This is a genomic window from Oceanisphaera submarina, from assembly GCF_046521305.1.
Taxonomy (GTDB): Bacteria; Pseudomonadota; Gammaproteobacteria; order Enterobacterales; family Aeromonadaceae; genus Oceanimonas; species Oceanimonas submarina.
Map to the genome: position 1 here is coordinate 51,123 of NZ_JBKGFN010000005.1, position 19,687 is coordinate 70,809.

The 19,687-nt window shown below is 55.4% G+C and carries 23 protein-coding genes; 14 read left to right on the forward strand and 9 right to left on the reverse strand.

Going from position 1 to position 19,687, the window contains the following annotated elements; translation table 11 throughout:
* Positions 1–9 precede the first annotated feature (9 nt).
* The 6 genes from ACLEIV_RS06760 (at position 10) to waaA (ending at position 6,037) form a co-directional block, all read left to right on the forward strand.
* A complete protein-coding gene (locus tag ACLEIV_RS06760) occupies positions 10–390 on the forward strand; it encodes an HAD-IIIC family phosphatase (RefSeq protein WP_410455888.1) in 381 nt (126 codons plus the stop codon).
* Positions 381–1,970 carry a hypothetical protein gene (locus ACLEIV_RS06765; protein WP_410455889.1) on the forward strand — a complete coding sequence of 530 codons (1,590 nt, stop codon included), beginning with the start codon at positions 381–383 and terminating at the stop codon, positions 1,968–1,970. Before ACLEIV_RS06760 ends, ACLEIV_RS06765 begins: the two co-directional genes overlap by 10 nt.
* Entirely contained in the window at positions 1,967–2,707 is a 741-nt protein-coding gene (locus tag ACLEIV_RS06770) for a glycosyltransferase family 2 protein (RefSeq protein ID WP_410455890.1), read from the forward strand. The genes ACLEIV_RS06765 and ACLEIV_RS06770 overlap by 4 nt, the downstream gene beginning before the upstream one ends.
* Position 2,708: 1 nt before the next feature.
* Positions 2,709–3,629 carry a WavE lipopolysaccharide synthesis family protein gene (locus ACLEIV_RS06775; protein ID WP_410455891.1) on the forward strand — a complete coding sequence of 307 codons (921 nt, stop codon included), beginning with the start codon at positions 2,709–2,711 and terminating at the stop codon, positions 3,627–3,629.
* 82 nt (positions 3,630–3,711) lie between these two features.
* Positions 3,712–4,767: a lipopolysaccharide heptosyltransferase II gene (gene waaF / locus ACLEIV_RS06780; RefSeq protein WP_410455892.1), complete on the forward strand. Its 1,056-nt coding sequence runs from the start codon at positions 3,712–3,714 to the stop codon at positions 4,765–4,767.
* Positions 4,768–4,771: 4 nt separating this feature from the next.
* The gene (gene waaA, locus ACLEIV_RS06785; RefSeq protein ID WP_410455893.1) at positions 4,772–6,037 is read left to right on the forward strand and encodes a lipid IV(A) 3-deoxy-D-manno-octulosonic acid transferase; all 1,266 of its coding nucleotides are present in this window, start codon (positions 4,772–4,774) and stop codon (positions 6,035–6,037) included.
* On the opposite strand, the gene ACLEIV_RS06790 is transcribed toward waaA, so the two are convergent.
* Positions 6,022–6,729, reverse strand: a complete 708-nt coding sequence (locus tag ACLEIV_RS06790) for a 3-deoxy-D-manno-octulosonic acid kinase (protein WP_410455894.1) — start codon at positions 6,727–6,729, stop codon at positions 6,022–6,024. The genes waaA and ACLEIV_RS06790 overlap by 16 nt on opposite strands.
* A gap of 85 nt (positions 6,730–6,814) precedes the next feature.
* Here ACLEIV_RS06790 and ACLEIV_RS06795 point away from each other — a divergent pair, with 85 nt between their 5' ends.
* Both ACLEIV_RS06795 and ACLEIV_RS06800 read left to right on the forward strand, forming a co-directional pair.
* Positions 6,815–7,876: a glycosyltransferase family 9 protein gene (locus ACLEIV_RS06795; RefSeq protein ID WP_410455895.1), complete on the forward strand. Its 1,062-nt coding sequence runs from the start codon at positions 6,815–6,817 to the stop codon at positions 7,874–7,876.
* Positions 7,873–8,652, forward strand: coding sequence for a glycosyltransferase family 2 protein (locus tag ACLEIV_RS06800; protein WP_410455896.1), 780 nt, complete (start codon positions 7,873–7,875; stop codon positions 8,650–8,652). The genes ACLEIV_RS06795 and ACLEIV_RS06800 overlap by 4 nt, the downstream gene beginning before the upstream one ends.
* On the opposite strand, the gene ACLEIV_RS06805 is transcribed toward ACLEIV_RS06800, so the two are convergent.
* Positions 8,621–9,640 (reverse strand): glycosyltransferase family 9 protein, encoded by a 1,020-nt coding sequence (locus ACLEIV_RS06805; RefSeq protein ID WP_410455897.1) that lies wholly within the window; start codon positions 9,638–9,640, stop codon positions 8,621–8,623. The two genes, ACLEIV_RS06800 and ACLEIV_RS06805, sit on opposite strands and share 32 nt — an antisense overlap.
* A gap of 79 nt (positions 9,641–9,719) precedes the next feature.
* Here ACLEIV_RS06805 and coaD point away from each other — a divergent pair, with 79 nt between their 5' ends.
* Positions 9,720–10,199, forward strand: a complete 480-nt coding sequence (gene coaD / locus ACLEIV_RS06810) for a pantetheine-phosphate adenylyltransferase (protein WP_410455898.1) — start codon at positions 9,720–9,722, stop codon at positions 10,197–10,199.
* An 87-nt stretch (positions 10,200–10,286) separates the two neighbouring features.
* Here coaD and mutM read toward each other — a convergent pair whose 3' ends face one another.
* The 4 genes from mutM to radC all read right to left on the reverse strand — a co-directional run bounded on the left by mutM (position 10,287) and on the right by radC (position 12,423).
* Positions 10,287–11,108 (reverse strand): bifunctional DNA-formamidopyrimidine glycosylase/DNA-(apurinic or apyrimidinic site) lyase, encoded by an 822-nt coding sequence (gene mutM, locus ACLEIV_RS06815; protein WP_410455899.1) that lies wholly within the window; start codon positions 11,106–11,108, stop codon positions 10,287–10,289.
* A 92-nt stretch (positions 11,109–11,200) separates the two neighbouring features.
* Positions 11,201–11,368 carry a 50S ribosomal protein L33 gene (gene rpmG / locus ACLEIV_RS06820; protein ID WP_071472289.1) on the reverse strand — a complete coding sequence of 56 codons (168 nt, stop codon included), beginning with the start codon at positions 11,366–11,368 and terminating at the stop codon, positions 11,201–11,203.
* Between the two features lie 11 nt (positions 11,369–11,379).
* Entirely contained in the window at positions 11,380–11,616 is a 237-nt protein-coding gene (gene rpmB, locus ACLEIV_RS06825) for a 50S ribosomal protein L28 (RefSeq protein ID WP_014291125.1), read from the reverse strand.
* A gap of 132 nt (positions 11,617–11,748) precedes the next feature.
* Entirely contained in the window at positions 11,749–12,423 is a 675-nt protein-coding gene (gene radC / locus ACLEIV_RS06830; RefSeq protein WP_410455900.1) for a RadC family protein, read from the reverse strand.
* 122 nt (positions 12,424–12,545) lie between these two features.
* Between radC and coaBC the strand changes: the two genes are divergently transcribed.
* Genes coaBC through mscS form a run of 4 tightly spaced genes read left to right on the forward strand, consistent with a single transcriptional unit; the run spans position 12,546 to position 15,729 of the window.
* Positions 12,546–13,754, forward strand: a complete 1,209-nt coding sequence (gene coaBC, locus ACLEIV_RS06835; protein WP_410455901.1) for a bifunctional phosphopantothenoylcysteine decarboxylase/phosphopantothenate--cysteine ligase CoaBC — start codon at positions 12,546–12,548, stop codon at positions 13,752–13,754.
* Positions 13,738–14,196: a dUTP diphosphatase gene (dut, locus tag ACLEIV_RS06840; RefSeq protein ID WP_410456032.1), complete on the forward strand. Its 459-nt coding sequence runs from the start codon at positions 13,738–13,740 to the stop codon at positions 14,194–14,196. Before coaBC ends, dut begins: the two co-directional genes overlap by 17 nt.
* A gap of 17 nt (positions 14,197–14,213) precedes the next feature.
* Positions 14,214–14,816 carry a nucleoid occlusion factor SlmA gene (slmA, locus tag ACLEIV_RS06845; protein ID WP_410455902.1) on the forward strand — a complete coding sequence of 201 codons (603 nt, stop codon included), beginning with the start codon at positions 14,214–14,216 and terminating at the stop codon, positions 14,814–14,816.
* A 58-nt stretch (positions 14,817–14,874) separates the two neighbouring features.
* Entirely contained in the window at positions 14,875–15,729 is an 855-nt protein-coding gene (gene mscS, locus ACLEIV_RS06850) for a small-conductance mechanosensitive channel MscS (protein ID WP_410455903.1), read from the forward strand.
* A 297-nt stretch (positions 15,730–16,026) separates the two neighbouring features.
* On the opposite strand, the gene pyrE is transcribed toward mscS, so the two are convergent.
* Together pyrE and rph are read right to left on the reverse strand one after the other, a co-directional pair.
* Positions 16,027–16,668, reverse strand: coding sequence for an orotate phosphoribosyltransferase (gene pyrE / locus ACLEIV_RS06855; RefSeq protein WP_410455904.1), 642 nt, complete (start codon positions 16,666–16,668; stop codon positions 16,027–16,029).
* A 275-nt stretch (positions 16,669–16,943) separates the two neighbouring features.
* Positions 16,944–17,666 carry a ribonuclease PH gene (gene rph, locus ACLEIV_RS06860; RefSeq protein WP_410455905.1) on the reverse strand — a complete coding sequence of 241 codons (723 nt, stop codon included), beginning with the start codon at positions 17,664–17,666 and terminating at the stop codon, positions 16,944–16,946.
* Positions 17,667–17,822: 156 nt separating this feature from the next.
* Between rph and ACLEIV_RS06865 the strand changes: the two genes are divergently transcribed.
* A complete protein-coding gene (locus ACLEIV_RS06865; RefSeq protein WP_410455906.1) occupies positions 17,823–18,686 on the forward strand; it encodes a YicC/YloC family endoribonuclease in 864 nt (287 codons plus the stop codon).
* Between the two features lie 95 nt (positions 18,687–18,781).
* Here ACLEIV_RS06865 and ACLEIV_RS06870 read toward each other — a convergent pair whose 3' ends face one another.
* Positions 18,782–19,666, reverse strand: coding sequence for a LysR family transcriptional regulator (locus tag ACLEIV_RS06870; protein ID WP_410455907.1), 885 nt, complete (start codon positions 19,664–19,666; stop codon positions 18,782–18,784).
* Between the last annotated feature and the right edge of the window lie 21 nt (positions 19,667–19,687).

The following is a 19,687-nucleotide window of genomic DNA, read 5'->3' on the forward strand; positions in this document are numbered from 1 at the left end:
GCATTGATAATGAAAAAACTAATTGTTGATTTAGATGGAACTCTCACCCAAGCCAACACTTCGGATTATAAAAATGTGCGGCCGAGAGAGGATGTTATCGAACAACTTCGCCGATATAAAGCGCAAGGGTTTGAAATTGTTATCGCCACAGCACGCAATATGCGAACTTATGAGGGTAATGTAGGTAAAATAAACATTCATACCCTACCCATCATAACAGAATGGTTAGAAAAACATTCGGTTCCCTATGATGAAATTTTAGTGGGAAAACCATGGTGTGGACACGAAGGTTTTTATGTCGATGATCGTTCGGTTCGTCCATCCGAATTTTCTGCAATGACATTAGAAGAGATTCATCAACTATTTGAGAAAGAAAAAATATGTTTCTGATCATGTCAGGTGCCTATGTTGGCCAGGAGTTAGAATCTGAATTTGGTCTCATTCCACCCAGTTTCTTACCCTTGGGAAATAGGCGTTTATTCCAGCATCAAGTAGCTCTGGCTTCAAAGGAACATCAGGTTTACCTCTCTATCCCAGAGTCATTTGAGATATCTTCTATTGACCTCGTCTGGTTAGAAGAAAATAACGTCGACGTTATTATGACACCAGATGGTTTAAGCCTGGGTGCGTCTTTAGTCGCGGCAGTTAATATCAGTGGTTATCCACACGACAAACCATTGCATGTACTCTATGGTGATACTTTATTCCAAAAACTGCCGTTCGGCGATGATATAGTCAGTGTTTCTCAAGCAAAAGACTGCTACAACTGGGCCGTACTAACCGACGACTGCGGTGAATGGTTGAAAGATCATCAAATGCAGAGTACCAGAGAAACCTCGAGAATTATCGATGGCTACTTTAAATTCAGCCAGCCCAAAATCATCCTGAAATGTATAACTCAAAGCGAGTGGAACTTCATTCGCGGTTTGAACCGCTACCATCAGGCTGTTGGATTAACACCAGTGCATTCTTCAGGTTGGCTTGACTTTGGACACGTTAATACCTACTACCGCTCTAAAGCCGAATTTACTACACAACGTGCCTTTAACGAACTAACGATCACACCACACTGGATAGAGAAATCCAGCTCACATAGTCATAAAATAACAGCTGAGGCAAATTGGTTTTCAAACCTTCCCTATCCCTTACGTGGCTATATTCCGCAGTTCCTTGGCTATGAGTCTGCAAGTGACGGTAAAGTTTCTTATCGCCTTGAATATTTGCATCATACGGCTCTCAACGAATTATTTGTCTTTGCCAGACTACCGAGTCCGAGCTGGCGTCCTATTTTAAAAAGCTGCATCGACTTTCTAACAGCATGTCGTGATTTTCCAGCCCCAGAAGGTGTCGTTCATAACACGCTGGACGAGTTGTTTAGAATAAAAACACTACAACGACTTAATGACTACTGCCAACATACCGGCATAGAGTTGTCGAGTCGTTGGTCCTTCAATGGTGCTTCACCCGTTTCGTTACAAACCTTGCTACAAGACAGTAATGATCATTTACCACCTGAAAGTTCGTATGCATCGGTGTTACATGGTGATTTCTGTTTTAGTAATATCCTGTACGATTTTCGGGCAGGAAAAATCAAAACCATCGACCCTCGCGGAATGACTTCTGACAAAACAAAAACTCTGTATGGTGATACCCAGTATGATATCGCCAAGCTTAGTCACTCTGTATTGGGACTGTATGACTGGATCATGGCTGGATATTACCAGGTAGATATCCATGAAGAAAAAATATTTTTATCCATTGCAGAACCTGTTTCTCATAAAGATCTTCAGCAAGAATTTATAGAATTGATTGAGCACCACTTTGACCTGAGTGCCAGCCACCTCTATGCGATGCAAATTCAACTGTTTTTGTCGATGCTGCCTCTGCATGCAGATGACCCCAAGCGTCAAAAAGCCCTGTTTGCAAATGCCTTCAGACTTCACCAGATTCTTACGAGACTTAAGCAATGATAGTTATCCCAATGGCAGGAATGAGCTCGCGCTTCTTCAAAGCTGGTTATATAAAACCCAAGTATATGCTTGAAGCCCACGGAAAAACGCTATTCGATCACTCGGTAAGTAGCTTCAGTGCCTACTTTGACAGTTCGCCATTCCTATTTATTGTGCGAGATGTTTTTGATACTGCTATATTTGTCAAACAGTCAGCACAAGAACTGGGTATAAAAGAGTTTCATATTGTTATACTGGATAAGGAAACACGAGGCCAGGCAGAAACTGTTGCTTTAGGACTGGCAAAATTGTCTGAACAAGGTGTTGACTATCAAGGAAAAATAACTGTTTTTAACATTGATACTTTCAGACCAGGTTTTATTTTTCCACACGTGGCAGATTTGGGGCATGGATACTTGGAAGTTTTCAAAGGTAACGGTGACAATTGGTCGTTTGCCAAGCCTAAAGGACCAGATAGTACTGAAGTAGTTAAAACGGCAGAAAAAAAACCCATCTCTGATTTGTGTAGTACGGGTCTGTATCACTTTACCAAAAAATCATACTATCTGGATGCGTATCAACACTACTTATCAAAGCCCAAGACAGAGTGGGAAAAAGGAGAGCTTTACATTGCCCCTCTGTACAACTATCTCATTGAAAAGGGATTAACTATTCACTACCATCTAATTGACCGCGACGAGGTTGTCTTTTGTGGTGTTCCTAGTGAGTATACCGATTTTTTAAAGCGTTGCGACTAATATGAAAATATCCAGCAAAGATATCTCTTTTGTTCTCCAGGGGCCGATTTCGGCAAGCAAGGGCCGCGATCATCAAGCAGGGGTTACAGAAAAAAACATCTCTTCAATCAGACAATTATTTCCAGATTCACCGATTATTCTATCAACTTGGAAAGGACAAGATACCGACAACCTGGATGTCGACAAAGTTTTATTACTTGATGACCCTGGCCAAAACAGTATCTTCAATAATGGCAAAGAGCAAAAGCTGAATAATAACAGGCAAATTCATAGCACCCATAATGGTTTGCTGGCGGTAGAAACAAAATATTCCGCAAAAGTTAGAACTGACAATATAATTAACGGTCGTGGTTTTGTTGAATTATTTGAACAGTTTGCGACTATACCAAGAGATTCGGATTTTGTCTATTTAGGTAATCGGGTCGTTACAAGCAGTACTTTCTTTATATCTTCGCATATTGGACAACCGGTTCACTTCCACAAGAGTGACTTGTTTGACTTTGGCGAAACACAGGATTTACTGAAAATATGGCACAATTCATTTATTCCAGCGCTTAATTTCAGAAAACAAAAAGGCTATAAGTCTCGTTACCCTGCGACGGAGCAATTCCTGTGTTTGCACTGGGTTTCAAAACTCATGGGTAAAAACTTACATATTAATACCAAGGCTGGTGATGATGCAGGTCTAGGCTCTACGTTCTGGAAAAAATTTATTGCCAGCAACCTTATTATATGTGAACCAGAAAAAATGGGACTTGATATCACCGAGCGCTTCTATAGCCGAGGCAATCTTGCCTTGGAATACGACCTGGAAGATTGGAAGTACTTTGCTGGACTGGCAAAAAAACCAATGGACAAGAAACGGATAAAAAGAGCATTCAAAATAACTGAAGGACGATTACTAAGAAGTTTTCTTCGCTAATGACACACGTATCCCCATCGAATACGGTGCAAACTACGGTTTATGATACTATATGGACACTAATACAGATAGATAAGTGATTATGAAACTATTAGTCATAGGCCCCTCCTGGGTCGGGGACATGGTAATGTCCCAGAGCCTGTATATGACCTTGAAGCAGCAGCATCCCGATGCCGAGCTGCATGTGATGGCACCGGCCTGGTGCTGTGCTCTGCTGGAGCGAATGCCCGAAGTGGACAAGGCCTTAGTCATGCCGCTGGGGCATGGTGATTTCAAGCTGGCCGCACGCTTCCGTCTCGGCCGGCAACTGGCGGCCGAAAACTATCACTGGGCCATAGTACAGCCCAACTCGATGAAGTCGGCCTTGATCCCGCTCTTCGCCGGTATCAAGAGACGCACCGGTTGGAAAGGCGAGTCCCGCTACGGTCTGCTGAACGATCTTCGCAGTAACAAGAACAACTTCCCGCTGATGGTCGAACGTTATGTCGCGCTTGCCTACCCCAGGGCGGACATGCAGAACAACCACCGCATTCCTGCCCTGCCCTGGCCGGCGCTGCAAGTGGATACCGCAAACCAGAAAAACGCCCTGAGCGAGCTGAGCATCAATACGGAAAGCCCCATCGTCAGCCTGTGCCCGGGGGCGGAGTTCGGCCCTTCCAAGCGCTGGCCGGAGCAGCACTATGCCGAAGTAGCCAAAGACCAGATTGAACAGGGCAAGCAGGTATGGATTTTCGGCTCGGCCAAGGATATTCCGGTCGCCGAAACCATAAAGCATCATTTACCACATAATCTGCAGGAAAAGTGCCATATTCTGGCGGGAAAAACCTCGCTGCATCAGGCCATCGATCTGATGGCATTGAGCTCGGTGGTGATTTCCAACGATTCCGGCCTGATGCATATCGCCGCCGCCCTGCAACGACCCCTGGTCGGCATCTACGGCTCGACCTCGCCCAAATACACGCCGCCACTGGCAGAAAAAGTCGCCATAGTGCATACCGATATCGAATGCCGGCCCTGCTTCAAACGGGAATGTCCGCTCGGTCACCTTAAGTGCCTGAAAGAGCTACCCGCCAAGCAAGTACTTACCGCCATTCAGCAGCTGACGGGCCCGGCTCATGTCAGCTTCAGCCACCGGTAACCTCATGATATATCGGTTTATCTACAACCTGCTCATCCACCTACTCAGTCCCCTGCTGCTGGGACTTTTGTACTGGCCCAAGCAAGGCAAGCCGGGCTTTGGCGTCCGCTGGTCCGAGCATCTGGGACTGGTTACGGCCCCCAAAAGGGCTAACCCGGTCTGGCTGCATGCGGTCAGCGTCGGAGAAATGGTCGCTGCTACCCCGCTTATCAAGGCCATCAAGACGGAGCACCCGGAACTGCCCATTCTGGTCACCACCACCACCCGCACCGGCGCCGATCAGGCAGCAAAGCTGGGCGAGCTGATCGAGCATCGCTATGCCCCGCTGGACTTCCCCTGGGCGGTGACGCTGTTTTTGCGACGGATTAAGCCCCGGGCACTGCTGCTCATGGAAACCGAGCTCTGGCCCAACTGGCTGGCCGCCTGCGGACGAAAACAGCTACCGGTAATGGTACTCAACGCCCGCTTGTCGGCCCGTTCTGCCGAGAAATACCGACGCTTTCACGGCATATTCCGGCTGTTATCGAAACATATCAGCCACATAGCCTGTCAGCATCAGGATGATGCCGAGCGCTTCGCCACACTCGGGCTCTGCCGTGACACACTGAGTGTGACCGGCTCCATCAAGTTCGATATCGACTATGACGACGAAATTCGCCGACAAGGACAGGCGCTGCGCGAGCAACTGGGAGCGCAACGTCCGGTATGGATTGCCGCCTCCACTCACGAAGGCGAAGACGAGCAACTACTGGATGCACACAAGGCACTACTGCAAAGCCGGCCCAATGCCTTGCTCATTCTGGTGCCCCGTCACCCTCAGCGCTTCGACCAGGTCGCGGAGTTGGTCACGCGACAGGGCTTTACCCTGAGTCGCCGTACCCGGTCTGTGTCTGCGGTTCCTACTCAAGTCTATCTGGGCGATACCATGGGCGAGCTGCCCGTCATGCTCGCCGCAGCCGACATCGCCTTTGTCGGTGGCAGCCTGATCGAACGCGGCGGCCACAACCTGCTGGAGCCGGCCGCCCTGGGCAAGCCGGTACTCACCGGGCCTTCATTTTTCAACTTCAGTGACATCACCCACCAGCTCGTCGACGCAGGCGGTGCCCGGGTGGTCACGAACGATGGCGAACTGACGCAACAACTCACTGCCTTGCTGAATTCACCCGAACAGGTCGCACAGATGGGGACGCAGGCTCTGAACGTCGTCAGAGCCAATCAGGGGTCATTGCTCCGCACGCTTTTCGCCGTCAAGGCTCAGCTGGCTTTGTAGCCACTCAACAGGGCTTTCCAGTCTGCTTCTTTCCATAGGAAGCCGGGGTGCAGGCCCAACTCCTTGCGGAAAGAGCGTAGCAGTCGGTCCATGTTTTCCCGGGTCCAGCTGCCGGGCTGACGGAGATGACACTTGTCGAAGTCAATCAGCCAGCTTTTACCGCCGTCGTCGAGCAGAATATTGTGGCTGTTCAGATCGGCATGATAGAGGCCGGCATCGTGAAACTGGCGAATGGTCTTGCCAATGTTCTGCCATTCAGCCTTGCTCAACGCCCTTTCTTGCAAAATGGCCACCAGATCCCGGGAGTTCTCGATACGTGTCAGGATGATATCGGCACGGTAGACCAAATTGGAACGCACCATACGCGCGGCACAGGGCCGAGGGACCGGCAAACCGCGACGATAGAGTTTGGTAAGCACGGTAAACTCGGCCATGGCCCGGCTTTTGGACTCGGCCACGTGCAGAAAGGTGTCCTCCATCACCCGACCTATCATGCCGCCCCGGTAGTAATGGCGCAGCACCTTGTGGCAAATATCGTCTTCCACGAACCAGGTGGTGTTGCGCCCCACCGCCTTGCCGCGAATGGCGTTTTGTTCACGCCAGTAATCAATTTCAAAGAAGTCCCGCTGAAATGCGCCGAAACATTCCGGGTCATACCAGATAATCTCCGAGCCATGCTCTATTCGTTCCATTACCGTCCCCCCAACGAAAACACAGATTTTACATGGCCCGCCAGCCTTTGCATAATGCCGGACTCAGATCCCGGAGACTTCATTTATGGCATTGCTCGGCTCGGCCCCCGCTACTCTCTGCTTACTGCGCTTGTCCGCCATCGGCGACTGCTGTCATGCCATCGCTCTGGTACAGGCCATACAGCGTCAATGGCCTCAGACCCGTATTACCTGGATTACCGGTAAAGTCGAGGCCAACTTGCTGCAATTGTTGCCCAATGTAGAGATCATCGTGTTCGACAAAGGCGCCGGTTGGCGTGGCTATACTTCACTCTGGAAACAACTGCGTGGTCGCAGGTTTGATGTGCTGCTGCATATGCAGGCCGCCCTGCGCGCCAGCCTGGCCAGCCTGGGAGTCCGCGCCACACACCGGCTGGGCTTCGAGAAAGAACGCGCCAAAGACGGCCAATGGCTGTTCACCAATCACAAGGTGGCCGCCACCGGCGAGCATGTGGTGGAAGGCTTTATGGGCTTTGGCCAGACGCTGGGGCTGACCGACCTCACTCCTCGCTGGAACCTGTCGGTGCCCGCCGAGGCAGAGCAGTGGGCTATACCCTATGCCGGGAGACAACCTCTGTTGTTGATCTGCCCCGCCGCCAGCAAGGCCTATAAAAACTGGACTGCCGAAGGCTATGCCGCCCTCGCCGATCATGCTTACAACAAGGGCATGCAGGTGATGCTGATCGGCAGTCCGGCGCAACAAGAGCGGGATTTGGCGGAGAAAATCTGTAATTTGACGGACAAGATCGCCGAAAACCTGGTGGGTCAGACCAGCCTGCCCCAGCTGCTGGCCCTGATCAAGGTCGCCCGTCTGGTGCTGGCGCCGGATACGGGTCCGACTCACATGGCCACCCTGATGAACACCCCGGTACTGGGCCTGTATGCCCATCATAATCCACAACGTACCGGCCCCTATCACTGCCTCGACTATGTGGTCAGCGTCTATGACGAGGCCCTGCTGGCCGAAACCGGCAAGCGCGCCGAGCAAGTATCCTGGCGTACTCGGGTCAAGGATCCCACCGCCATGCAGCGGATCAGCACGACCATGGTCGAGGCCCAACTCGACCGCATCATCCACGACTTTAATTTACTGCAGGATCCCTCATGAGCTCACGTCCCACCCTGGCCGCCGTGCTGATCGTCAAGAATGAAGCGGAAAACCTGGCCGATTGCCTGGCTACTCTGGACTGGGTAGACGAAGTCGTCGTGCTGGATTCGGGAAGTACCGATACCAGCCGCGAGGTGGCCGAAGCCGCCGGAGCCCGCTTCTTCGTCAACGCCAACTGGCCCGGCTTCGGCCGTCAACGCCAGCTGGCGCAGGCCCAGGTGCACTCCGACTGGGTGCTGTGGGTCGATGCCGATGAGCGAGTGACTCCCGAACTCAGAGCCAGCATAGAAGCGGTACTGGCCAACCCCGCTGGCGACACCGTCTACTCGATTCCGCGACTGTCCTGGGTGTTCGGTCGTTTTATTCGCCACTGCGGCTGGTACCCGGACCGGGTGCTGCGGCTCTATCCCAAGGCGCTTACCGGTTATAACGACGCCCTGGTACACGAAAAGGTCGAACTGGGCCCAGATATCAAAACGGCGAAGCTAACCGGAGATTTGCTGCATTATACCTATCGGGATCTGCAGCATTATCTGGTGAAGTCGGCGGGTTATGCCGCGGCCTGGGCCGAACAGCGGGAGCAACGGGGCAAGAAAGGCTCACTGGCCCAGGGGATACTGCATGGCGTCGGCTGTTTTCTGAAGATGTATCTGCTAAGAGCCGGTTTTCTCGATGGTAAACAGGGCCTGCTGCTCAGCCTGCTCTCTGCTCACTCCACCTTCGTCAAATATGCCGATCTGTGGATCAGGACAGATACTCACGGGCCCAGGGGGTAACGGCTGCGGCCACTTCGGTCACATTTACCTGGCTCATGTCTTCTACCTTCGCGTCGGCGGGAGGATGAAAGGCCAGATGGCGCCCCTCGCTGTTGAGTGGCCGCCAGCGCAGCGGCGTGGCCGAGCGACGCAGCGGAAAGAAGCCCACCGTCGGCACGTCCAGCGCGGCGGCGATATGCAGCGGGCCGGTGCTGCCCGCCACAAAGAGATTGCCACAGGCAATTAAACGGCAGAAGTCCGGCAACGGCAAATCCTGAACCAGCACGGCGCCTTCACCCACCTCGTCCACAACCTGTCGGGCCAGGGCCTGTTCTCCGGGCCCGGCGGTCAGTACCGGCTGCGAGCTCGGAAACGAGTGCCGTAACTGGCGCACCAGCGTCGCATACTGCTCGGGAGACAGGTTATTGGCCGAACCGCCGCTGCCGGCATGCACCAGCAGCCAGGGACAGGCGGCATCGATGCCCAGCTGGTTTGCCTGCTGCTGCCTGAAGCTTGCCAGTTCCGTTGCTTCAAAACGCAGATAGGGCGGAGCCGGTTCGATAGCGGGTATGCCGTTGTGCTGCAAGAAGGCCCGCACCAGATCCAGGTTGTATTCATATTCCGGTTTGGCCGACTGGGAGCGACGCTGGGTGACCCTGTGGTTATACAGCAGCTGGGCCAGCTTGGTAGCCGGGGCCCAGCGCTGAGGGACACCCGCCTGCCACATCAGCCTGGCGTTGCGAAAATTGGAGAACAGACAGATAGCGGCATCGAAGTGGTCGGCTTTAAGCTGTTGCAACAAGGCTTGCTGAGCGGCAGGCTCCGCCGATCTGCCCGGATCCTGAATTACCCGGTCGATACTGGGGCACAATTCGGCCAGCGGCTGGGTGTAGCCCGGCACCAGGGCTGTGATCTCACAATCGAGCGATGCCTTGAGCATGGCCAGCGCCGGCCAGGCCAGCATGAAGTCGCCGATTTTATCGTTGCGCACCACCAATACCCGTTTCATATCTCTCTCCCGCTCACCGTTATGCTGCGGTATTCTACCCTAAACCGTCTGACTTTCGTTTTGTTAATAAGGAACCTACATGAGTATCAGGGTCATTTATCCCGGCACCTTCGATCCCATTACCAACGGCCACCTGGATTTGATCGAGCGCGCGTCTCAACTGTTCAACGAAGTCATTGTCGGGGTGGCCTTCAGCCCCAGCAAGCGGCCGATGTTTGAGCTGGAAGAGCGGGTCACGCTGGTGCAGGAGGTTACGCGCAGCCTGGGCAACGTCAAGGTGGTGGGATTTTCCGGACTGCTGGTGGACTTTGCCAGGACGCACCAGGCCACCGTGCTGATCCGCGGCCTGCGCGCTGTGTCCGACTTCGAATATGAATTTCAGCTCGCCAACATGAACCGGCGACTGATGCCGGAGCTGGAAAGCGTCTTCCTCACCCCGGCGGAAGAGAATTCCTTTATCTCCTCCACCCTGGTGAAGGAGGTGGCCATTCACGGCGGCGATATCAGCCAGTTTGTACCGGCCGCCGTGGCCGAGGCCATTGCCCAGAAGCTGGCTTGATTTCAACCCGCTGAAGCGTGAGAAGGAAGAAAACACCTGGCGCCGTTCCTTTCTTACTCCTCACGCTTTACGCCTCACCCTCGTATCTCACGTATTTTCAGGCTGACACAGGGGGCAAAACACTGTGCTGCGCCCCCCCATCCGTATCTCCCTCAGCTCGGCGCCACAACTCGTGCAGGGCTGACCGGCCTTGCCATACACCTGCAGTTCCTGCACGAAGTAACCGGGCTTGCCGTCGCTGCCGGTAAAATCCTTGAGGGTAGTGCCGCCCTGACCGATAGCCCGGGCCAGCACGCTCTTGATCTCTGCCACCAGCAGCAGGTAACGTGCATGGTCAATCTCGCCGGCCGCACGTCGGGGATGAATGCCGGCGGTGAACAAAGACTCGTTGGCGTAGATATTGCCCACTCCCACCACGACGTGATTGTCCATGATGAACTGCTTGATGGCGGTTTTGCGCTTGCGACTGCGCCGGTACAGATAGTCACCGTCGAAGGCATCGGTCAGCGGCTCCGGCCCCAGCCTGGCCAGCAGTGGATGCTGCTCTGCCGCCTCCCGGGTCCAGAGCAGGCAGCCGAAACGGCGCGGATCGTTGAGCCGCAGCAGCTTGCCGTTGCCCAGCTCTATGTCCACATGATCGTGCTTGCCCGCCGGGGTGCCATGAGGCAGCACCCGCAAGTTACCGGACATGCCCAGATGCAGGATGGCGGTGCCCCAGTCGGTGTCCAGCAGCAGATACTTGGCCCGACGCCGAATACCGACGATAGTCAGCCCCACCAATTCCTGGATCTCGGCCGGAATCGGCCAGCGCAGGCTGGCATTACGTACCACCACCCGCATCACCGTTTCGCCCAGCATAAAGGGGGTGATCCCCTGGCGACTGACTTCCACTTCCGGTAATTCTGGCATCACACTCTCCTCATCGATTCGGCGGCAGTATATCCAAGATGCCGGGCATAAAAAAACCCGGCCGGAGCCGGGTTTTTTGAGAACACAAAATCTTACTTGATTTTGCCTTCTTTGTAGATCACATGCTGACGAACAACGGGATCAAACTTTTTGATTTCCATTTTCTCAGGCATGTTGCGCTTGTTCTTGGTAGTGGTGTAGAAGTGACCAGTACCAGCGCTGGAGTTCAGGCGGATCTTCTCGCGAATACCTTTAGCCATTGGTTATCTCCTTAAACCTTTTCGCCACGGGCGCGCAGGTCAGCTAAGACACTGTCGATACCCTTTTTGTCGATAATACGCATACCCTTGGTGGTGATACGCAGTTTTACAAAACGCTTCTCGCTTTCAACCCAAAAACGATGAGTCTGCAGGTTGGGCAGGAAGCGACGCTTGGTAGCGTTGTTGGCGTGAGAGCGGTTGTTACCAACAGCTGGCCGCTTACCAGTTACTTGGCATACTTTAGACATGTCAGTCTTCTCCAAAACTTACTTTTGCTCGAGCAATTAATCACCCCGTTGGCCGTCTATCGGGGCAAAATAAGGCGGCAATTTATACAGCATACCGAGCTCAAGATCAACAAAAAGCCAAACGCGCGACAGTCAAAGCCAGCCACGCTCGGCAAAAGAAACGGTTTCGCCATCACCTACCACCAGATGATCCAACACACGGATATCCAGCAAGCCCAAAGCGGACTGAATACGTTCGGTGATCATGCGATCGGCCCGGCTGGGCTCGGCGACGCCGGATGGATGATTATGCACCAAAATCACCGCGGCGGCACTCCGTTTCAGCACCACCGCGACGATATCCCGCGGATAGACGGCGGCGGCGTCCAGGGTGCCGAAGAACAGCTCGTGATATTCGATGACCCTATGCTGGTTATCGAGTAACAACAGGGCAAACACTTCCCGGGTCTGATCCCTCAGTCGGGCCTGCAGAAACTGCCGGGTCAGCTCGGTGCTGGTCAAGGCGTGTTCCCGTACCAGTTTTTCATCCAGAAACCGCCGCATCAGCTCCAGGCTGGCCTGCAACTGCACAAACTTGGCCAGCCCCAGGCCGGGACCTTCGCAAAAACTCTGTTGATCCGCCAGCAGTAACTGACGTAAGGAGCCAAACTGGCGGATCAGGGTCTGGGCCAGGGTGACCGCATCCATGCCCTTGGCGCCGGTTCGCAAAAAAATCGCCAGCAACTCCGCATCCGACAGGCTGTCGGCTCCCCGGCTCAGCAGTTTTTCCCGCGGGCGCTCTCCCGCCGGCCAGTCCTTGATGCTCATTCCCCCTCCTTGTCGCCATGACCGGAATCAGTTTCTCAAGCCTAGTCCAATCCCCTGCGCGCACCGCACAAGGTGGCCATTTGTGATAATCTTGCCGCTCTGTCAGCCTGTGGAATAGAGTGATGCCATTAACAGGAAAACGCATTTTAATCGGCCTCAGCGGCGGCATTGCCGCCTACAAGAGTGCCGAGCTGGTTCGTCGGCTCAAGGAGCGCCATGCCGAGGTGCGGGTGGTGATGACCGACTCGGCCAAGTCCTTCATTACCCCGCTTACCCTGCAGGCGGTGTCGGGCGAGCCGGTATCCGATGCACTGCTGGATCCGGCGGCCGAAGCCGGCATGGGCCATATCGAGCTGGCCAAGTGGGCAGACCTGATCCTGATTGCCCCGGCCAGCGCCAACACCCTGGCCCGACTGGCCGCCGGTCTGGCCGACGATCTACTGACAACCCTTTGTCTGGCCACACCGGCCCCAGTGGCGGTGGCGCCAGCCATGAATCAGCAGATGTACCGCCACCCGGCCACTCAGGACAATCTGACCACCCTGACCCGGCGCCACACCCTGGTGTGGGGTCCGGCCCAGGGCGCCCAGGCCTGTGGCGATGTCGGACCGGGGCGCATGCTGGAGCCGATGGAACTGGTGGCGTTGATCGAGCGGTATTTTACGCCGAAAGCGCAGTCATTGGCGGGAGTCAGGCTGATGCTGACCGCCGGCCCTACCCGTGAGGCGCTGGATCCGGTACGTTTCATTTCCAATCACAGCTCCGGCAAGATGGGCTTCGCCCTGGCCGCCGCCGCCGCCGAGCTCGGCGCCGAGGTAACGCTGGTCAGCGGCCCTGTCTCATTGGCGACTCCGGCAGGAGTACGGCGGCTTGATGTGGAAAGTGCGGCCCAGATGCACGGCGTGGTGATGGATCATATCGACACCCAACAGATTTTTATCGCCTGCGCCGCCGTGGCCGACTACGCTCCCAAGACGGTGGCCAGCCACAAAATAAAGAAAACCAGCGCCGATACCATGGTCATAGAACTGACCAAGAATCCGGATATAGTCGCCAACGTGGCGGCGCTGCCAAACAAGCCCTTTACCGTCGGGTTTGCGGCCGAAACCCGGGATGTGGAAAAATACGCCCGGGACAAGCTCAGCCGTAAAAAGCTGGATATGATTGTAGCCAACAACGTGGCCAAGGCCGGCCAGGGCTTCAATGCAGACGACAACGCCCTGAGCGTATTCTGGCCCGAAGGACAGACCGATTTACCGCTGGCCGGTAAAACAGAACTGGCCAGACACCTTCTCACCTTAATTGCAGAAAAATATCATGACACCCATTGAGCTGAAAATTCTCGACCCCCGCGTGGGCACCGACTTCCCCCTGCCCGCCTATGCCACCCCGGGCTCTGCCGGCCTGGATCTGCGGGCCTGCCTGGACGCACCGCTGGAGCTGGCGCCGGGAGAAACCCAACTGCTGCCCACCGGCATCGCCATTCATATTGCGGATCCCGGACTGTGCGCCACCATACTGCCCCGCTCCGGCCTTGGCCATAAACACGGTATAGTACTGGGCAATCTGGTGGGCCTGATTGACTCTGACTACCAAGGGCAGTTAATGGTATCCTGCTGGAACCGTGGTGCGGAGCACTTTACCATTCAGCCGGGTGAACGTATCGCTCAACTGGTGATCCTGCCCGTGGTGCAAGCCCAATTTACGCTCGTTAACGAGTTTGACCAAAGCGAACGGGGAGAAGGCGGTTTTGGCTCTTCCGGTCGCCAATAACCGAGTTGATCGCGTCTATGGCCAATACCCAGAACAAAAAAAATCGTCGTGAACAAATTTTGCAGGCGCTGGCCCACATGCTGGAAACCAGCCCGGGACAACGCATTACCACCGCCAAGCTGGCGGCCGAGGTGGGCGTATCGGAAGCGGCGCTATACCGCCATTTTCCGAGCAAAGCCCGGATGTTCGAGGGGTTAATCGATTTTATCGAAGACACCCTCTTCTCCCGCATCAACCTGATACTGCAGGATGAAAAGGACAGCGCCCTGCGCCTGCGTTACATCATGCAGCTGGTGCTGGGCTTTTGCGAGCGCAACCCGGGCATTACCCGGCTGCTGAACGGTGACGCCCTGCAAGGCGAACACGAACGGCTGCTGGCGCGCATCAATCAGCTGTTCGATCGGCTGGATACCCAACTCAAGCAGGTGATGCGCGAGCGTCGTCTGTATGAAGGAGAAGGGTTCGCCGAAGACGAAAAGGTGCTGGCCAACCTGCTACTGGCCTATGTGGAAGGGCGTATCAATCAGTACGTACGCAGTCAGTTTCGCATCAAGCCCACCCATCACTTCGACAGCCACTGGCAACTGCTGCTGCCGCAGTTGGCGGCGCTGGCCATCTGAACCACATACATGGCGCCTGACCATCCGGCGCCTCCCTACGACACCAAGAGGTAAGCCGATGGAAACAGAAATTCTCAACACCGATATACTGAACCAGGCCCAAAGCTGGATTCTGAACAACCAGGAACTGCTGATCAAATATGCGGTGAATATTACCGCCGCCATGCTGACCCTGATCATCGGCTTCATGGCGGTAGGCATGCTTACCGGCGGCATGAACCGGGTGATGAAGGCGCGCAAGATAGACAACACCATCTCCGACTTCGTAACCAGCATGCTCAAATACGGCCTGCTGGCGTTCGTCATCATCGCCGCCCTCAGCCGGGTCGGGGTACAAACCGCTTCCTTCGTGGCCATTGTGGGTGCCGCCGGTCTGGCCGTGGGCCTGGCGCTGCAAGGTTCCCTGTCCAACTTTGCCGCCGGTGTACTGCTGATCGGTTTCCGTTTCTTCAAGGCCGGTGACTATGTCGAGGCCGGCGGTACCGCCGGTACCGTGCAGTCGGTACAGATCTTCACCACCATACTGATGACGCCGGACAACCGCATGATAGTCGTGCCCAACTCCAAGATCCTGAACGACAACATCATCAACTATTCCAAAGAGAAAACCCGCCGGCTCGATCTGGTGATCGGCGTATCCTACAGCGCCGATCTGAAGCTGACCAAGGAGGTGCTGACCCGCATTGTCGGCGAAGACCCCCGGGTACTGAAAGATCCCGAGTGCCGCATCGCGGTCAGCAACCTGGGTGCCTCTTCCGTGGACTTTATCGTCCGCCCCTGGGTCAAGGCCGACGACTACTGGAACCTGAAGTTCGATCTGCTGGAGCAGATAAAGAACGAACTGGACGCCAACGACATCGGCATTCCCTTCCCGCAGATGGACGTGCATCTGTTCAAGCAAGACACCGCCTGAGCCTGCCGTATCACCAATAAAAAAGCCGCTCTCAGCGGCTTTTTTATTGCACAAATTTGTCTGTCGCTTTTGCAGGAGTCGGGCAAAGAGGCAACAGAGAACGGCTCCCTCGACCGTGAAATGCCATGGACGGCATTTCCGAGTCCTCATGGGGCAGCTTGCTGCCTGCATCAAGTTTGATGATGGACCAAACATCCAGTGAATGTTTGCAGCTATCGGCAAACGCAGATGGCCTTAACCCATGGCGTGTCGTGGGAGTCGGCTGTGTTGCCTTTGGCACGCCGATCCAATATCTGATTAGATTCCGTACTGTTCCCGGTAGGCGCGCACCCGCTCCAGATGCTCGCTCATGCCCGGCTGCTCACTCAGGTACTCAATCAGATCGGCCAGGGTGATAATGGCGGTCACCTCGGCGTTATAATCCCGCTCCACTTCCTGGATAGCCGACAGCTCGCCCTTGCCCTTTTCCTGACGATCGAGGGCAATCAGCACCCCGGCCAGTTCGGCACCCTTGGCCTGAATGATATCCATCGACTCGCGAATGGCGGTGCCGGCGGTGATCACGTCGTCCACCAGCATGATGCGACCGGCAAGCTCGCTGCCCACCAGGTTGCCGCCTTCGCCGTGCGTCTTGGCTTCCTTGCGGTTGAAGCAGTAGGGCACATCCTGATCATGTACTTCCGCCAGCTGTACCGCGGTGGCACTGGCGATGGGAATGCCCTTGTAGGCCGGACCAAACAGCACGTCGTACTGAGTGTTCGCATCGACCAGAGCAGCGGCATAGAAACGCCCCAGACGAGCCAGATCACGACCGCTGTTGAACAGGCCGGCATTGAAGAAATAAGGGCTCTTGCGCCCGGATTTCAGGGTGAACTCGCCAAATTTAAGCACCTCTTTGGCCATGGCAAATTCGATAAAATCACGCTGATAGGCTTTCATTGGTTGTACTTCTCCAAATTATATTTGGTTTGGAAAATATCGGTTACCACCATGCAAGGCAGCATTAACCGAGAGGACTGGAAACGTCCTTAATCGTGGCAAGACGGTAAAAGGGCTCACTCTGCTGGCTCGCCATCAACCCATCCATGGGGGCTCAGCTGCGCCACTGACCGCCAAGGATGGCGGAAATGTCGAAAATGCAGGAGCATTTTTCGACCCTGGCACAGATGGCCAGCCGAGCGAATCCCTTACCACCCGCCAATCCACAGGCACTTTTAGCCTGCAATCGCCCGACGCTGGTGCTCCACCAGCTCGTCGATGGACTTGCGGGCCAGGGCCAGCATGGCCAGCAACTGCTCGTGGTTAAAGGGTTCGCCTTCGGCGGTGCCCTGCACTTCTATCATGTTGCCTTCGGCGGTCATCACCACATTCATATCGGTTTCGGCGGTGGAGTCTTCGGTGTATTCCAGATCCGAGACCGCCAGGCCGTCGACCATGCCCACGGAAATGGCGGCTACCAGGGTCTTGAGCGGGTTGGTCACTATCATGCCCTGTTCCTGCATCCAGGTCAGCGCATGAGCCATTGCCACACAGGCACCGGTAATGGCCGCGGTGCGGGTGCCACCATCGGCCTGGATCACGTCGCAATCCACGGTAATGGTGTATTCCCCCAGCTTGTTCAGATCCATGGCGGCGCGCAATGAACGACCGATAAGACGCTGAATTTCCATGGTACGGCCACCCTGCTTGCCCTTGGCCGCTTCGCGATGCATCCGGCTGTGAGTCGAACGTGGCAGCATGCCGTATTCCGCCGTCACCCAGCCCTGTCCCTTGCCCCGCAAGAAACGCGGCACACCTTTTTCTACCGACGCGGTACACAGCACCTTGGTATGACCAAATTCCACCAGCACAGAGCCTTCGGCATGACGGGTATAGTTGGAAGTGATGGTAACGGGTCGCATTTCATCGACCGCGCGTCCGCAGGCTCGTGTAGACATGGCATTCTCCAGTAGGAATAAAATCGCGCCGCCCGGCGGGCGAAACGTCGCCATTATAGAGAAACTGGTCGACCATTGCATGCGGCCAGCCATTGGCGGAAGCGGCGGCCTGTGTCAGACTTGACCGATTAACGTGCAACACTAAATGAGAATCACATGATCCACAGCATGACCGCCTACGCCCGGCAGGAATTCAAGCAAGACTGGGGCACCGCCGTATGGGAAATCCGTTCGGTCAACCAGCGTTATCTGGAAACCTATACCCGGCTGCCCGAGCAGTTCCGCAGCCTGGAGCCGCTGGTGCGCGAAAAACTGCGCGCCCGCCTGCAACGAGGCAAGGTGGAATGTGGCCTGCGCTTCGAGTCCAATCTGGCCAACCAGGGCCAACTGCAGATGAACAAGCCGCTGGCCGAACAGCTGATCGAAGGCGCTACCTGGGTGATGGAAAAAGCCGGTCAGGGCAGCCTGAACCCGGTCGATATTCTCCGCTGGCCGGGCGTGATGGAAGCCCAGGCTCAGGACATGGATGCACTCAGTAATCAGCTGATGGCCTGCCTGGACAAGGTCGTCGACGACTTCCTCGCCGCCCGCGCCAGCGAAGGTGACAAGCTGAAAGAACTGATCGAACAGCGCCTCACCGGCATAGAGCAGGAAGTGACCAAGGTCAAGACCGAGATGCCCGCCATCATGGCCTGGCAGCGCCAGCGCCTGCAGGACAGATTCGAGGAAGCCAAGATCGAACTGGAGCCCCAGCGCCTGGAACAGGAAATGGTGTTGCTGGCCCAGAAGGTGGACGTGGCCGAAGAGCTGGACCGCCTGGTCACCCACATCGGCGAGACCCGCAAGATCCTGAAAAAAGGAGGCGCCTGTGGTCGCCGGCTGGACTTCATGATGCAGGAGTTCAACCGCGAGTCCAACACCCTGGGCTCCAAGTCCATTAGCACCGATATCACCAACTCGGCGGTCGAGCTGAAAGTGCTGATCGAGCAGATGAGAGAACAGATCCAGAATATCGAGTGATGTTCAGCGTCTCCCCGCACTTTCTAAAAGCCCTGATATTCAGGGCTTTTTTATTCTTATCCCATGCTCACAGGAGTCTCCCTGCCACAGGTGATCTAATCAAAGGCGTCCCAGTAGGGTGACTCACCGAAGTAACCGCCGATGAAATCGATAAAGCACCTGACCTTGCTGGGTAGCAGCTTGCGGTGGGCATAGACGGCATACAGACCCATAGGTGCCGGTTCATGCTCCGGCATGATCACCGCAAGCTTGCCCGCCGCTATGGCCTCACCCACGATAAAGGTCGGCTGCAGCACTATGCCGGCACCGGCAATGGCGGCCTGAGCCAGCACCTCGCCGTTGTTGCAGACAATATCGCCGTGTCGCTCCCGGGTGGAGAAACCGGTCTCGCTTTCCATATAGCTGTAGCGCAGGTAGCGATGCCCGATCAGCGCCTCCGGTCGCGCCGGAACACCATGCCGGGCCAGATAATCCGGAGAAGCGCACCATACCAATCGGACGGGGGCCAGGCGCCGTGCTATCAGGGCGGAGCTCTTCAGATGACCGATGCGCAGGGCGATATCGACGCCTTCTTCCACTATGTCGACCTTGCGATCATTCAGTTGCAGGTCGATACCAATCGCCGGGTGAGCACGCTGAAAGGCGCACAGCAACGGGGCCAGATGTCCGGTGGAAAAGGACACGGGAGCGCTGATCCGCAACCATCCCCGGGCGCCCTCCTGCCAGTCGCCCAACCGGCTCTCCATGTCGTCGATATCGTTCAGTATCTGCTGGGCATGTTCACAATAGCGGGTGCCGGCCTCGGTCAGATGTACCCGGCGGGTGGTGCGATTAAGCAGACGCACCCCCAGCCGTTGTTCCAGACGGGATACATATTTGCTGACCAGTTGGGGAGACAGATCCAGCCTCTCGGCGGCGCGGGAAAAGGAGCCTTCAGACACAACGGCGACGAAGGCCCGCATGGCATCGATACGATCCATCGGCAGCTCCTGTGAAAGCTG